Origin of the sequence: Acinetobacter sp. F9, assembly GCF_019195275.1 — a bacterium.
GTDB lineage: Bacteria > Pseudomonadota > Gammaproteobacteria > Pseudomonadales > Moraxellaceae > Acinetobacter > Acinetobacter pseudolwoffii.
On the sequence record NZ_CP078068.1, the window covers coordinates 281,320 to 296,599 of the forward strand.

13 protein-coding genes are annotated in these 15,280 nt (G+C 41.6%); 1 reads left to right on the top strand and 12 read right to left on the bottom strand.

What is annotated here, in order from left to right; all coding sequences use genetic code 11:
* Nucleotides 1–10 precede the first annotated feature (10 nt).
* From filE to KT990_RS01330, 5 genes are all read right to left on the bottom strand, one after another.
* Nucleotides 11–1,216, bottom strand: coding sequence for a putative pilus assembly protein FilE (gene filE / locus KT990_RS01310; protein ID WP_218208995.1), 1,206 nt, complete (start codon nucleotides 1,214–1,216; stop codon nucleotides 11–13).
* A gap of 7 nt (nucleotides 1,217–1,223) precedes the next feature.
* Nucleotides 1,224–2,888 (bottom strand): OmpP1/FadL family transporter, encoded by a 1,665-nt coding sequence (locus KT990_RS01315; protein WP_218208996.1) that lies wholly within the window; start codon nucleotides 2,886–2,888, stop codon nucleotides 1,224–1,226.
* Nucleotides 2,889–2,900: 12 nt separating this feature from the next.
* A complete protein-coding gene (locus KT990_RS01320) occupies nucleotides 2,901–4,106 on the bottom strand; it encodes a transporter (RefSeq protein WP_218208997.1) in 1,206 nt (401 codons plus the stop codon).
* Between the two features lie 35 nt (nucleotides 4,107–4,141).
* On the bottom strand, nucleotides 4,142–4,975 hold the full coding sequence (locus KT990_RS01325) for a C39 family peptidase (RefSeq protein WP_180076572.1): 834 nt from the start codon (nucleotides 4,973–4,975) through the stop codon (nucleotides 4,142–4,144).
* 185 nt (nucleotides 4,976–5,160) lie between these two features.
* Nucleotides 5,161–6,156 (bottom strand): DUF6160 family protein, encoded by a 996-nt coding sequence (locus tag KT990_RS01330; protein WP_218208998.1) that lies wholly within the window; start codon nucleotides 6,154–6,156, stop codon nucleotides 5,161–5,163.
* Between the two features lie 259 nt (nucleotides 6,157–6,415).
* On the opposite strand from KT990_RS01330, the gene KT990_RS01335 reads away from it, so the two are divergent.
* Nucleotides 6,416–7,747, top strand: a complete 1,332-nt coding sequence (locus tag KT990_RS01335; protein ID WP_005095856.1) for an anthranilate synthase component I family protein — start codon at nucleotides 6,416–6,418, stop codon at nucleotides 7,745–7,747.
* A 119-nt stretch (nucleotides 7,748–7,866) separates the two neighbouring features.
* On the opposite strand, the gene hisC is transcribed toward KT990_RS01335, so the two are convergent.
* The 7 genes from hisC to KT990_RS01370 form a co-directional block, all read right to left on the bottom strand.
* Complete coding sequence (gene hisC / locus KT990_RS01340; protein ID WP_100357378.1) at nucleotides 7,867–8,958, bottom strand: histidinol-phosphate transaminase; 1,092 nt, start codon at nucleotides 8,956–8,958, stop codon at nucleotides 7,867–7,869.
* A gap of 151 nt (nucleotides 8,959–9,109) precedes the next feature.
* Nucleotides 9,110–10,411, bottom strand: a complete 1,302-nt coding sequence (gene hisD, locus KT990_RS01345; RefSeq protein WP_081273097.1) for a histidinol dehydrogenase — start codon at nucleotides 10,409–10,411, stop codon at nucleotides 9,110–9,112.
* Nucleotides 10,412–10,597: 186 nt separating this feature from the next.
* Entirely contained in the window at nucleotides 10,598–11,299 is a 702-nt protein-coding gene (hisG, locus tag KT990_RS01350) for an ATP phosphoribosyltransferase (RefSeq protein ID WP_004646025.1), read from the bottom strand.
* A complete protein-coding gene (gene murA, locus KT990_RS01355) occupies nucleotides 11,299–12,555 on the bottom strand; it encodes a UDP-N-acetylglucosamine 1-carboxyvinyltransferase (RefSeq protein ID WP_005172524.1) in 1,257 nt (418 codons plus the stop codon). Before murA ends, hisG begins: the two co-directional genes overlap by 1 nt.
* A 7-nt stretch (nucleotides 12,556–12,562) precedes the next feature.
* Entirely contained in the window at nucleotides 12,563–12,814 is a 252-nt protein-coding gene (gene ibaG, locus KT990_RS01360) for a BolA family iron metabolism protein IbaG (RefSeq protein WP_004730742.1), read from the bottom strand.
* A gap of 133 nt (nucleotides 12,815–12,947) precedes the next feature.
* Nucleotides 12,948–13,280 (bottom strand): ribosome hibernation-promoting factor, HPF/YfiA family, encoded by a 333-nt coding sequence (gene hpf, locus KT990_RS01365; RefSeq protein WP_005172527.1) that lies wholly within the window; start codon nucleotides 13,278–13,280, stop codon nucleotides 12,948–12,950.
* 183 nt (nucleotides 13,281–13,463) lie between these two features.
* On the bottom strand, nucleotides 13,464–14,915 hold the full coding sequence (locus KT990_RS01370) for an RNA polymerase factor sigma-54 (RefSeq protein WP_180001088.1): 1,452 nt from the start codon (nucleotides 14,913–14,915) through the stop codon (nucleotides 13,464–13,466).
* Between the last annotated feature and the right edge of the window lie 365 nt (nucleotides 14,916–15,280).

Genomic DNA, 15,280 nt, shown 5'->3' on the forward strand with positions numbered 1-15,280 from the left:
CGAATAGTCCTTATCGAATGGCGACTAGTTTTAGTTGTCCATAATTCGTGAGCATCTTGTCTTCAACATCTATGGCTGAGGCCAAAGGCGTCAATAACACATATCCAGTTTGTGCAGGAATCTGAATAATGCCTTCTATACGCTCATGCTGAATCATATTTGCTGGCCCTTCCTGATTTTTAAAACCGCCAGCTCCTTCCAGCACACAGCCCTTATTGTCTAAAAAGACCACAAAAGGCCAATAATAGGTGGGATTTTTCTGCCGTGAAGCATAAGAGTGAAGCTGAATATTTTTAAGATCTGATGTTAATTTAACCACTTCAAAATCGAACTCATCTGATTTCAAAGGCGCACGAGGCCATAAATTGACTTCTTTTGTACGGCTAATCTGTTTGGCTTTTTTAATTTTCTTGTCATTAAAACATTGCTTGCCCAAGCTTTCTATCGTCTCGGTCTGGGAAATACGATAATAACTGTGTGCCAGTACCACTGGACCCGTATCTATGCTAGGTGTCTGGAATAAGGATTTTAATACCGATTGCCCCACCCCTTTTTCACGTTCAATCGTCTGTATCCGGGTAGATCCGATATTCTTGTCGACCACACCCTCCGGCATACTGTAGAAACGCTTTTTACCCTCCAGGTTAAATTCTTTATTTTCAAGATATTCACTATCTACATAGTCCACCCCTTCAATCTGACTAAAGCCTGGCTTCTGCACCCTCGTGCTTGAAACGGAAGTCATAGGTTCAGGAGTTTGAAGAGACGGTGTGTCAGGGGTTACAGATAATTTAAACCCTGCCGGTTCTTTTGCAGTGTGTGGTTGTACTGGTTGTACTGGTTGTACTGGTTGTACTGGTTGTACTGGTTGTACTGGTTGTACTGGTTGTACTGGTTGTACTGGTTGTACTGGTTGTACTGGTTGTACAAGCGTATTATGATCCGGCTGAAGTTGCATTGAGCTATTTTTTATGACCGGCCCTGTTTCTAAGTTTTGCTTTACAGCAGGTGACTGAACCACTGCAACTACCATTTTTTTTGATAATGGGGGGTTTTCTTCGGTTTTATTTGCTGGATTCGTATGACGTGGCACGACCAATGGTCGCCCATCTGGACCAATAATCGTAATAAATTCTTTAGCGCTTATATCAAAAGACCAGGGTACCAGACTCAATGCCAGTACCACTTTCCATCCAATTTTCCCTGTCTTGATCATTTCTTCCTTACCAACGAGTGCGATAGTTCAAACCTAAAATTGTAATCTTGGTATCTGTTTTCACGTTTAAACCGGCATATGGATTTAATAACAGGTTATTCACTCCAGTCTGGTTGGCCAAACTACTGGTATTTGCTGGAATATTGTCTTTACTACGCAAGAAACCAATAGAAAGGTCCAGATCAGTATCAGCATCAAAACGATAGCCCACACCTAGTCCAAATAACTGTGCACCATTAATAGGTATCATGGTATTACGCTTGTTTTTTGGAATAGCACTGGTTCTTGGCTCATAACCGGCCCGAAGTTTCAAACGGTCTGTGGCCGAATACTCCATCCCAATACCGAAGTTCCACGGCGATTCAAAACCCATCGGTAAAGCCAGCGTAGAATCAGTGACATTGGCAGACAAAATTTTGGCAATTTTCAAGGCCGAAATGGTACGGTCAAACTCAAATTTAAACTCGTCCCAGACCTTGTAGTCTGTCCAGCCAATATCAAAATTTACCTGTAAATCTGGCATGACTTTATATTTGATACCTGCCTGAAAATGCGCCGGATATTCAAAATCCATCGACACCAGACCCGATTCACTCGATGGTATATAGTTAGGAAATCCAAGAATAGCTGCTAGAATCTGCCCAGTCGGCGAGGTCATTAGACCCTTGATCATTTCCTGCGGTGCTTTGGCATTATCAATATGATATTTACCTTTTAAGCGCATTTTCGCTGCACTTTGATAGACCATTCCAAAGCTAAAGTCTTCGCGCGGCTCCCACAAGATTCCCAGGTTATAGCTTGGACTTAAATTCTGCTCGAGTGACAATTGCATCTGGCCAAACTTGCCAAAAGGATTCATGCCTTCATCGGCATTACAGATTCCCAGCAATAGAATATCGGTAATAATGTCAGAATTTTCTTTAAACGGCGTACAGACAACCTCATCGATCATACGCAACATGCCGATCAGCTCATTCGGAAAACGTAAATCCGTCTTCATCCCGATGGCTTGATAAGACATTCCGATAGAAGCACCAATCGACAACTGGTCATTGACCTCATAACCAATCGATGGCGACAGGTAAGTAATCCGCTCTAAAGCAACCTGCTGCCCCATAAAATTTGCCGGATTACCATCTTCATGACCAAAACCAGCGACTAAAGGTGCATACACTGCGGTTGCATAAGTTGCTTTAGATCCAGGTGGGTTATAAGCGATCCCCATAGTTGGCGCAGCCAAAGGAAGGCCTTCACCTAAATCCACCATTTTTTTCAGAAAAGGTACATAGAGGCTGACATACTCCACATCCCCACTGACTGGACCTTTAAAATCAGTACATAGATCAGATGAAACTTCAGGTCCATCATTACAGACAACAGGATCATCAGAGTAGCCAAATACGTTATAGCCAGCCGGTACCGTAAACTCACGCTGGATATCAAAATTTGCCACAATAATCTGCTGTTCGGTTTGCAAACCATCAATTTTAGTCAGTGCAGCCGGGTTAAAGTGAATTGCATTGACTCCAGGAGGATCCGCAGTAACGGCATTCCCCATAGACAAGGCACGTAAATCAACCGAAAGGTTGGTTCCCAATTGTGCAAAGGTATAACTTGAACAGCCCGCAAGAATAATTCCTGTTAATAACGGGCTAAGTCGAATGTTTTTCATACGACACCCCTATTAACTGATTTTTTTACCAAAACCTAAAATATCAAGCGGGAATGACAATCCCAGCGAAACATCTGGCGCATCTTCGGTCAGCCCTAAGCCGACGGTACCATTCACAATTGTTTCGGGAGAAACCCGTACCCCTAATGAGATTGCAAAAGTAGAACTGGTCTGATCCGCAGCAGAGTAGCTTTCCCCTGTGTTATAGCTAAATTCTGCACCGGTATTAAAGCTTTGCTGATAGGACATGGTCATCGACACATCATAGTTAAATGAATATGCGAAACCAAAGGCAAAGCCCCCACTAATCCCAGGGTCAAACTCTTCAATAATCCGGCTACCACGACGCTGGTTCAGGCCTGATTCTTTAAAGCCATAGTTGGCAGAAACCGATGCAAACAGCACCACCGGATCAATATATTTACGTGTACTGGCACCTATCCCTGCCGAGTAATAACCCTTTCCGGCTGCCAGATCTGTCGCTGCATTGATTTCATAGGGACTATCGCCAGTTTTTGTTGATAGATTACCAAACAGAATTAAAGGTAGACGGCCAGCTTTTAATGGAAACGGTTCCCAACGTGCTCCCAGACTGATATCGCCCAGTCCGGCAGTAGAAGTATCTTTCAACAGGTCGGTCTTGGCGACTAAAGGCAAAGATGCAGTTAGGGTCAGGTTATCTTTCACCCCATATTGGAAAGTAAACGTATTGGTCATATTATGCGTGGCATTCTCTTGTACACGCAGTTGATATAATTGCCCCTGAGCCATTTCTATATCAAGTTGAGTATCTCGATAGTAGGTATAATCAAGATCATAATATGATGAAATCTCACCTTTTTTGATAAGTGAGTACTGACGTTCATTTGAAGTAAACACTTCTTCCAGATTAGCCGCCTGAGTGGCGTCACCTTCCTGTTTCTGTAAAGCCTGAGATGCATCTAGGACCTGGCTGGTCTGAGTGTCTACAGCTACAGCAGTTTCGCTCACTGCTTCTTCAACTGTTTCATATTCTCCTAGTTCGGAGTCCTCTGAAGCCTGTATTTCCACTTGCTCAGTTTCGGCCTGTACAGGTGTAGTCGTTTCAACAACAACTTCCTCATCAACCGTTTCGTATTCACCCAGTGCTGGCTCTTCTGCAGCAAATGCAACGCCCATTACCATTTGAATGCTCAGTGCCAAGAACGTCTTGTTCATCCATTTACTGTTCATATCCATTTCACCATTTTAATTTTTATTACTGTTTTTTCGTTTTATTTATTCTTGTAATACAGCCTGAGGAAATTATATTGATATTCCCCAAATTTCTCTGATTCTGTATTACGGTTGCGGTCCATACGGATCGTGGAAGCTTTGTCGGCAATTTTATCCATATAGAATTGTGGATACTGCATATCAACCAGGGCATAACGATTAATCGTGGCATCTTCTACATGACGCATGTCTGCTTCTTTTAAGGCCAGGAAGTTTTTACGATATTGCTCGGGCACATTAATTAAGAATAGTGTGTTATTTTCCCAGACATCCTGAAAACGCTGCTCGTCGAAACTGATGTTACCAAGTGCGGGATCTGCAACATACACCCGCCCATTTTTATAGCCTTTATATACCACGAAATGTTTGAATCCGGCATAAGAAATCGGAACGATGGCAGGCTGATTTTGCTGGACTAAATCTTTGAATTCCCCTCGATAGCCTCCACTTTCTAGCCCCAAAGCTGAGACAAAACGCTTCATATCAAGCAGAGAGAAACTACGGCGTTCAATAATTTTGTCAGTTTCACCGAATTTCATCAGTCCGTTCATGACTTGCTGTTCGTCTAGCTGCGTACCGATATATCCATTAAGCAAGGTGGTCAACGCTGCCGAGCCACAACTATAATCATAAGCCTGACGTACAATACCTTGAAATTGATCCAGAATTGCCGGTTTAACCTGCACAGCTTCACGGTGCATGCGTACAAAGGAATCATTTCTTGAGTCGAGAACTTCAGTATAGTGAACAGCACCCAAGGGCTGTTTTTTGATATCCAGAGCTTCTTTGGCAGCGTAATACATCAATGCCGAGCCCAACGCGATCTCTAACATAATTATTAACTTTTCTTATATGGGCATGATGTGCCTATTTTTCTTTTTATAGAGTATTCACTCTACTTCCCTGTAACTAGAAAGATACCTTCTTTTTCAAAAAAATACAGCATTTTTTTTATTTTTTGGATAAATGCTTCAGTCATAAAAAAAGCGCGTGTCAACACGCGCTTTTTTATAGAATATTAACGACCTGAAACAGTAATAATTGATCCAGGAATATAGCCTGTAAATTTATTACCGTAGGAGGTTTTCATCCCTTGAATTTCTACATCACCGATAGATCCACCTACATTTGTACCACGCGTAACGTTAGCATAAGACGGAGCTGCCGCACCTAAGTGAACACCTTGGATATAAATATCTGTACCTGCAAAGTTCGCATCTTTAACACTGGTAATTTCTAAACCATCTGTAGTCACAGAAATTTTTGCTTCGATCGCTAAATCTGTACTGTTTGCATCAGCCACCTGGATTTTGCCCAAAGTCACTTGACCACCACCTGCGTTATCCAAAATACCTAGATCTTCAATCGTTAAACCACCAACCATTGTTGTATCAAGTAAAATCATTGCACCTTGAGGTGAAGAACCTAATTGAATGTTAGCAGCCATTTGACCTGTCTTAATTCTTAAGCCACTTAAGATTGCCTTTTCAGAACCGTCAGCCACTCCGCGACGAATGCCTGTTGCATTCACATCACCTGATCTTGCAACGCTGATCTCGCCAATATCAATATCAAGACCTGAAACTGCAGCAGCAATGTTAAGGAATGCACCATCTGAACTACCATCACTGTCAATTTTCAAATCCATCAAATTACGAGATGATAGAAGTGCATCATAATTCGCAGTAATAGTAATACCATCAATAGCCAATGCACCAGCAGCTCCGCTATTAGTCCCACCATTAACAGCGTTACTTACAGCTGTACCTGGAGTTACTACACCAAGGTCACTTATGCTAATTGGTGTATAACCATAAGTTGAGTTTGCAGCCAAACCATCATTATCATGAATATACATTTTTTCAATTTCAACTTTGGAAATACCAATCCCAATGTTGATACCATCTTGACCCGTTGTCGCGCTTAGAGATGCATCATCCATTGCTTGCATCGCCATCGCATTGGCACTAAATGCAACTGAAGTCGCCAGAACTAATTTTGTGAATTTTTTCATTGTTTACTCTCCCAAGAGTACTATTTTTTTTGGTTGTGAATTACTCAGTGTTTAGGCTGTATTTTTTATTTTCTGACAGCTTAAGCATCTTTCCTTGAGTAATTTGCTAGCCCACTTAACTTAGCGTTGAGTCAGATTTTGATCAACTGTTGTTGGTCGCAATCCGATGCTTACCGATAAACGGTATTTGATGATTTAAAAATATTTTCCTGTCTTCTTGATATAAAATAGCGAGTCATATTGAACTCTGCTTAACTGAATGACCGAAGCTCTCTATCATCGCCCCTTAAAATTTAAATCACCTCTGGTTGCAGATGTATTATCCGCATTAAAGACATTGGGGCATCTGGTGTATTTAAATAATAATGGTCAGCCTTTTATTGCCTGCTGTGCTCAAGAATATTTTATTGTGCAGCAATCACATATTCAGTCGTTTCAAAGAGTGGAAATTGAACAATATCAACCCAGATCATCTGAGTTTAGTTTGGAAATTGATGCATTAAGAAATCCTCACAAGAATGGATTTCATGGAGGTTATGTCGGTTTTATTGGCTATGATTATGCGGCTCAGCAATATATTCAGTATCCGGACCGCTCTCAACCTGGTTTATTTATCGGTCAATTTTCTTCCTATATTAAACTAAGCTCTGAGGGATGGATGTTCTATAGTGATGATCCACAGGCAGAGCAGATCTTCGATTATATTCAGAACTTACTTAATCAAAATAAAATTCGTCCGACGTTTCAGTTAATAAGCCCTTGTACTTCACGCTGGACCAAAACGGTCTACAGCAAGGCATTTCAGAAAATTCAGGATTATATTATTGCAGGTGACTGCTATCAGATTAATCTGACACAAGAATTTAATGGTCGCGCACAAGGTTCCCTCTTAGCAACCGCCCAAGCCTTCTGGACATTAACCGAAGCGCCTTATGCGGGTTATTTGCGTATTGGTGATTTTGAATTATTAAGCTGCTCACCCGAGTTGTTCATTGATTTTGAAACGAAGCGAAAAATTATTACCAAACCGATTAAAGGCACAATGCCCCGTTTTACTGATCCAGTGCTCGATGAACAATCCAGACAGACCCTAAAAGCCTCAGAAAAAGATCAGGCAGAAAATGTCATGATTGTGGATTTATTACGTAATGATTTAAGTGTTTATGCCGAAACAGGCTCGGTCAAAACACCGAAATTATTTAGTATTGAAAGCTTCAATCAAGTTCATCATATGGTCAGTGAAGTTGAAGCGACTTTAAAAGCAGATATCAATCCTTTTGAAGTACTCATGTCTGCTCTTCCAGGTGGCTCGATTACAGGCGCACCCAAAATTCGGGCCATGCAGATTATTGAAGAACTTGAGGGTGCACCACGTGGTGCTTACTGTGGTTCTATGGGCTATTTCAATTTCGATGGCACTGGCTCCTGGAATATTCTGATTCGCTCGATTCAAAAGTATCAGGAAGATATTTCTTTATGGGCCGGTGGTGGTATTACCATTTCTTCAGATTGTGATGCGGAATATCAAGAATGCTTTGATAAGGTTTCAGCGATGCTTGATCTGTTAAATACCTGGTATCAGCCTGAATAAATAAAAAGTGAATTTTAAGATTCGCTTTTTACTACAAATCTCCCCCTTGCGCAGCAATGCTTCTCACCTTTAATAAAGGTGAGAATGCCTCCCTTTAAAACGGGAGGCTAGAAAGGATTTTAATTACACAAAATCTCATTTTTTAGCGTATCTACTAAACGCTGATTTTGCTCATCTGTACCAATCGTAATACGCAAGAATTGATTAATACGAGGTTTGTTGAAATAACGCACGATAATACCACGCTCACGTAACTCACTCGCGAGCTCACCTGCATCTTTAGATACGAATGTGGCAAAAATAAAGTTTGCACTCGAAGGTAATACCTTAAAACCAAGCTCATTCAGCTGAGCTACCAACTTTTCACGACTGGCAATGACTTTATGATTTTGTGCTTCAAAGTATTCCTGATCTTCAAAAGAAGCCACCGCTGCCGCAATGGCAAAACGATCCATCGGATAAGAGTTGAAACTATTTTTGACTGCTTCAAGTGCTGCAATTAAATGTGGCTGAGCAATGGCAAAACCCACACGTAATCCTGCAAGAGAACGCGACTTCGATGTAGTTTGACATACCACTAAGTTTTCGTATTTCTCAACCAGCTTGACTGCCGATTCAGCGCCAAAGTCGACATAGGCTTCATCAATCACCACCACTGAATCTGGATTGGCTTGCAGAATTTCTTCAATCGCACCCAAGCCAAGATCAATACTGGTTGGCGCATTCGGATTGGTGATAATGATACCGCCATTGGCCTGTTTATAATCATCTACCACAATTTCAAAGTCATCATTGAGTGGTAAAATTTTGGTTTTTACCCCAAAGAACTGACTATATACCGGATAGAAACTATAGGTGATGTCTGGATAAAGCAATGGCTGTTCTTGAACAAAGAATGCTTTGAAAATGTGCGCTAAAACTTCATCCGAACCATTCCCGACAAAAACCGTCTCTACAGGCACATGTTGCTGTTTCGCAATCGCCTGTTTAAGTTCAGATGCGTCTGGATCTGGATAAAGGCGCAAAACGTCAGCTGAATTGGCCAATACCTGCTGCACTGCCGCAACCACTTTAGGCGATGGCGGATACGGATTTTCATTGGTATTCAGTTTTAAAATATTCTGGATTTTTGGCTGTTCACCCGGCGTATACGGTTCTAATTCACGTACGTCAGGACTCCAAAAACGCATTTGTTCTGTGGTGATATTCATTTTTAAATTCTCAAAGTTCCCTCTCCTAACCTCTCTTACATTCACTTTAAAACAATGCTTAAAGCTCATTCAGGGAGAGGAATATTCATTCTTTATAATATTTCCCCTCTCCTTAGTAGGAGAGAGTTAGGGAGAGGTTTTATATTTTTAATTACTGGTAACGATAACGCGCCGATCTCGCATGCGCATCCAGATTTTCCTGCTGTGCCAAAATATCTGCTGTTTTCGCCAAGGTTTTAACACCCTCTTGTGAACACATGATCAGGCTTGATCGCTTCTGGAAATCATAAACCCCCAGCGGTGATGAAAAACGTGCTGTACCTGAAGTTGGCAAGACATGGTTTGGCCCGGCACAATAATCACCAATCGCTTCAGGGGTGTAACGACCCATGAAAATCGCGCCTGCATGGCGAATATCTTCTGCCATCTCTTGTGCTTCATCTAAACATAGCATGAGATGTTCTGGCGCCACTTGGTTAATCAGCTCAGCACCTTCAGCACGGTCTTTTACCAATACCAAAGCACCGCGGTTCTCAATTGAAGTACGTGCAATATCTGCTTTCGGTAATGCTTCTAAGTGTTTTTCAATCCACTTTTCAACAGCATCTAAAAGTGCTTCATCAGGTGTAATGAAAACGGCTTGTGCCACAGTGTCATGTTCAGCCTGTGACAATAAGTCCATCGCCAACCATTCAGCGTTATTCTCGCCTTCGGCATAGACCAGAATCTCAGAAGGGCCTGCAATCATATCGATACCGACCTGACCAAACACCGCACGTTTTGCTGCAGCCACAAACCGGTTACCTGGACCAGTAATTTTATCGACAGGTGGTACGGTTTCTGTACCATATGCGAGTGCTGCAACGGCTTGTGCACCACCAATCGTAAAGACACGTGTTACGCCAGCCAAATATGCAGCAGCCAATACCAATGGATTGAGTTCACCATTCGGGGCAGGCACCACCATAATAATTTCAGGGACACCCGCCACATGTGCAGGCACTGCATTCATCAGTACTGAGGATGGATAAGATGCCAGACCACCCGGCACATAAATCCCGACACGATCCAGTGGAGTCACTTTCTGACCGAGCGTATTCCCCAAAGCATCGACATAAGTCCAGCCATCTTGTTTTTGGGCCTGGTGAAACTCACGCACACGCGCTGCAGCTAATTCCAGTGCTTCACGAACTTCAGTCGTTAAACCTTCAAAGGCAGCTTTGAGCTGCTCTTGTGTCAGTTCTAGCTCTGAAAATTGATGCGCCGGATGTCGATCGAACTGTTGAGTGAGTTTAAGAACATGTGCATCACCATGCTGACGAACATCAGCAATAATTTGATCTACAGTTTTTAAAAGTTCAGGATCATTCACAGTCTCAAAAGCCAACAAGTCAGCAAATGCTTGCTTGAAGTTTTGATCTTGGGTCGATAAACGTCGCATCAATTTACCCATCAGGTTTGAATTCGAAGGCTTTAGTTTACCTGTTTTCTAGGCTTTTGTCGGCAGACATAGTGCTCTAGCTCTATGAGTTTTATTGAAAATAGCTTTGGGTAAAATTGATGAAAGGATTTAAATAGAATCTGATATATAGAGAAATAAGAAACCGCCCGGATTGGGCGGTTTCTTAAGCAATCAATTTTAAGCCTGTTTTGCCTTTTCGCGTTCTTCGACTGCTTTTTCAAGCTGAGCCAGAATCGGATTTAACAAGGCTTGCTTACGTTTGAAGCTGGCTTTATTGACGATTAAACGTGAAGAGACTTTACAGATTTCTTCAAGTGGCTCTAAACCATTGGCACGTAAGGTATTACCAGTATCGACCACATCGACAATGTAATCGCCCAGACCGACCAATGGTGCAAGTTCCATTGAACCATACAACTTGATCACATCGACTTGCTCACCCAAGCTGGCATAGTATTGCCGGGTTAAATTCACGTACTTGGTCGCAATTTTCAAACGACCTTTAGGACGCTGCATCCCGACTTTACCAGCTGTCATCAATTTACAAACCGCAATTTTCAGGTCTAATGGTTCATAGACATTTTGCGCACCATGTTCCATCAATACATCTTTACCCGCTACACCAATATCGGCTGCACCATTTTCTACATAAGTCGGCACATCAGAAGCACGTAAAATTAAAATACGAACCTGTTTATGCGTAGTGGGGAAAATCAGTTTACGTGATTTATCCGGATCTTCCAGTAAATTAATCCCTGCTGTTTCAAGCAGTGGCAATGTTTCTTTTAAGATACGACCCTTACTTAATGCCAAAGTTAAACCATGATCAAAATTGCCCATTACGTCAAAGTTTGGATCATCGTTTCTCATATCGCTCATTAATTTACTCGCTTAATTTGGGCACCTAAACTTTGTAACTTTGCTTCTACATTTTCATAACCGCGGTCAATGTGATAAATACGGTCAATCAGTGTTTCACCTTCAGCGGCAAGTGCTGCCAGTACCAAAGAGAAAGAAGCACGTAAATCTGTTGCCATTACGGGTGCGGCAGAAAGTTTTTCTACCCCAGTTACGACAGCATCATTACCTTCGACCTGAATGTTTGCCCCCATACGGGCCAACTCAGGAACATGCATAAAACGGTTTTCAAAAATCGTTTCTGAAATTGTCGCAAAGCCTGCAGCAATGGCATTTACAGCCATGATCTGGGCTTGCATATCAGTTGGAAATTCTGGATGTGGCAAGGTCTGGAAGCTTACGGCTTTCGGACGTTTACCCAGCATATCTAACTCAATCCAGTCGTCGCCACGAGTGACTTCTGCGCCCATTTCTTCAAATTTATCCAGCACAGCTTCCATGAGGGATGGATCTGTGTGTGTGGTTTTGATACGACCACCTGTGATTGCAGCCGCCGCCAGATATGAACCCGTTTCAATCCGGTCAGCCACCACTGCATATTCACAGCCATGCAGACTTTCAACACCAGTCACGATTAACGTATCGGTATCCAAACCTTCAATTTTGGCCCCCATCTTGATCAGCATTTGCGCAAGATCAGTGATTTCAGGCTCACGTGCTGCATTGCGAATTGTGGTCACACCATCGGCCAAGACTGCAGCCATCAGAATATTTTCTGTACCACCGACAGTCACCATATCGAAAACGACTTCGCCACCTTTAAGACGGCCATCGACTTTGGCATGCACATAGCCTGCTTCAACTTCAATTTCTGCACCCAAAGCTTCCAACGCTTTTAAATGCTGATCAACAGGACGTGAACCAATTGCACAGCCACCCGGCAAAGACACTTTTGCACTACCATAGCGCGCCAATAAAGGACCAAGCACTAAAATAGAAGCACGCATGGTTTTCACGAGCTCATATGGTGCAAACTGGTTATCTAATGTCGAGGTATCCGCAGTAACGGTATCGCCTTCATAAGTCATGGTGATCCCAAGACCGGCAATCAGCTTCACCAATGTATTCACATCTTTCAGATCAGGAACATTTTTGAGCGTAATTGGCGTATCGGCAAGAATCATTGCTGCTAATAATGGAAGCGCGGCATTCTTAGCACCAGAAATACGCACTTCACCTTCGAGCTTGATACCGCCCTGAATTAAAAATTTATCCATTAATTTATTAAGCTCCAAATAAGCTTGCTTTGCGCCATTCTTCTTTTGTCATTGCTCGAATTGTCACTGCGTGAACTGCACCACTGGCAATATGGGCATTGAGAGGAGCATAAACAGCTTGTTGACGTGCAACTGGACGCTTACCTTCAAATTGATCATCCACAATACGGAGATCAAATTTTCCGCCCTGACCACTCACAGCAACATCCGCCTCGGGAAAAGCGGCTTCTAAAATTTCAGCGAGCTGTTCATTATTCATCACAAGACCTCTTATAGGACTAAGGGTGTAAAACGAGCCATTTTACTATAAATAGCAAAAATAATTCATGGATCCATACATTATATATATAAAAAAAAGAGGCTTTTAAAACCTCTTTTTCATCATTTGTCCTTTACAAAGCCAAAGCATGCTGCTGTAAATGTATTTCCCGATATCGATCGATCTGGCGTTTTAATTTTTCTGTCAGAAGTTTAATGGAAGTATACATATCATCTGCTGTGGCATGGGCAAAAAACTCGATGCCCGGCAATCGGATAATCGCTTCTGCGATATGATTACTACTGCCTTTTCTGGAGCGTTTATCAATTTGATGATCTTTAGAGAGTTTCACTTGCATACTATTCACCTGATCAAGATGCTTGGTCATTTGTGAAAATTTGGTTTTTATACGTTCTTCAATTGCTGGCGTAATAGATAAATGATGTCCACGAATTGTTATTTGCATAGTTCTATCCCTCACCTTCGTTAGGATTAGAAGAGTCACAATATAAAATAATTTAAATACAGCAACTTATAACTCAAAAATCGTATTTTAAGCACTGATTCAAATCATTTTCACTGTTCCTCAAAAGAAAAAAGATTCATTATGCTGTCATAATGAATCTTTAGAATAGCCAGATTTTAAATTTTAGATCAAGACCTTTCGCTCAGAAGATGAAGGAATATGTAACGATTCACGATATTTCGCCACCGTCCGTCGTGCCACATCAATCCCTTCATTTTTCAATATATTGGCGATTGCATTATCAGACAAAGGCTTACGGGCATTTTCTTCAGAAACCAGTTTTTTGATCTTGGCACGAATGGCTGTAGATGAAGCCTCTCCACCTGAAGTCGTACCCACATGACTCGAGAAGAAATATTTTAATTCAAATAAGCCGCGCGGCGTCAGCATATATTTATTGGTGGTCACACGAGATACGGTCGATTCATGCAATTCTACTTCTTCGGCAATATCTCTTAAAACCAAAGGTTTCATCCCTTCAGCGCCAATTTCCAAGAACATTTTCTGATGTTCGACAATACAGGTTGCCACTTTTAATAATGTTTTATGCCGCTCATCAACGCTTTTAATGAAATTTTTTGCTTCTAGCATCTGGTTACGTAAATATTGATTATCGTCACTTTGATCTGCACGACGAATCATTTTGGCATAGAAAGGATTGACGCGTAATTTTGGCAGTACATCCGGATTTAAATTGACATGCCAAGCGTTATTCTTTTTCATGACCACAACATCTGGCACCTGATAATCCGATTCTTTATTTTCAAATTCCAAGCCCGGGTGAGGTTTCAGAGTTTTTAATAAATCTACCGCACAGCGTAACTGCTCTGGATTTAGCCCGGTTTGTTTAATCAGTTTAGGAAGTTCATTACTAATCAGTAATTCATAATGTTGTAGAAGCTTGATTGCATCATTTCGGTAAGGCGTTGAGGCAGGTAAATGATCAAGCTGAACCAACAGACATTCTGCCAAACTTCTAGACCCTACACCCACCGGATCTAAACGCTGAATATGCTTTAATACGACCGCAACTTCATCATCTTCAATTTCCTCCTCACTCCCCATCGAAGATAGAAGATGTTGTACCGATGCAGTAATTTCAGTCAGCTCAGCATCTAAAAAGCCTTTGTCATCCAAGGAATCGACAATGCAATAAGCGATTAATTTATCAAGCTGTGAAAAATTTAACAGGTTAATTTGCTCAAGCATATATTCCTGTAAACTCTGATGCCCTTGACGATTGTCTTCGCGCTCTTCGAATTCAGCCGCACCTAAGCTGGTAGGTTGATGAGTATAGACATCATCCCAATCGGTATCTACAGGTAGGTCATCGGGAAGGTGATCCGCATTGAGTTCATTAGTTAGGTCTTTGTGTTCATTATTTGATTCAAGTGTCGATAAGCGTTCAAGGGTAATCTGTTCTTCAACTTTTTCTAATAGAGGGTTACTATCAAGTTGCAGTTGAACTTCTTGTTCCAGTTCCAGACTCGATAATTGTAATAGCCGAATTGCTTGCTGCAATTGTGGAGTTAATGACAGCGAGTTCGCAATTTTTAAGCCCACTGATAATCTCATTATTACCCCCTTAATTAAAAATCTTGTTCTATAAGCAATTTTTATGCCGTTTTAATTTTTATAACACAGTTTTACCAAAAAACATACGAACTGGCTTTCAAATTTCTATGTTTTCTAAATTAATAATTTTCAAATATTTGATTCACAATAATAAAAATACCCATTAACGATTTCGCTAAGGGGGTGTTTCGAGTTTTGAGTAAATTCAGAATATTATTTTTACTATATTTAATTTTGCTATAAACTCCCACACACAAAAAAACACCCCCTGCTCATGCAGGGGGCGTTTCGAATAATGAGCTGGCAATGACTTACTCTCACATGGGTAACCCCACACTACCATCAGCGCAAAGAGGTTTCACTTC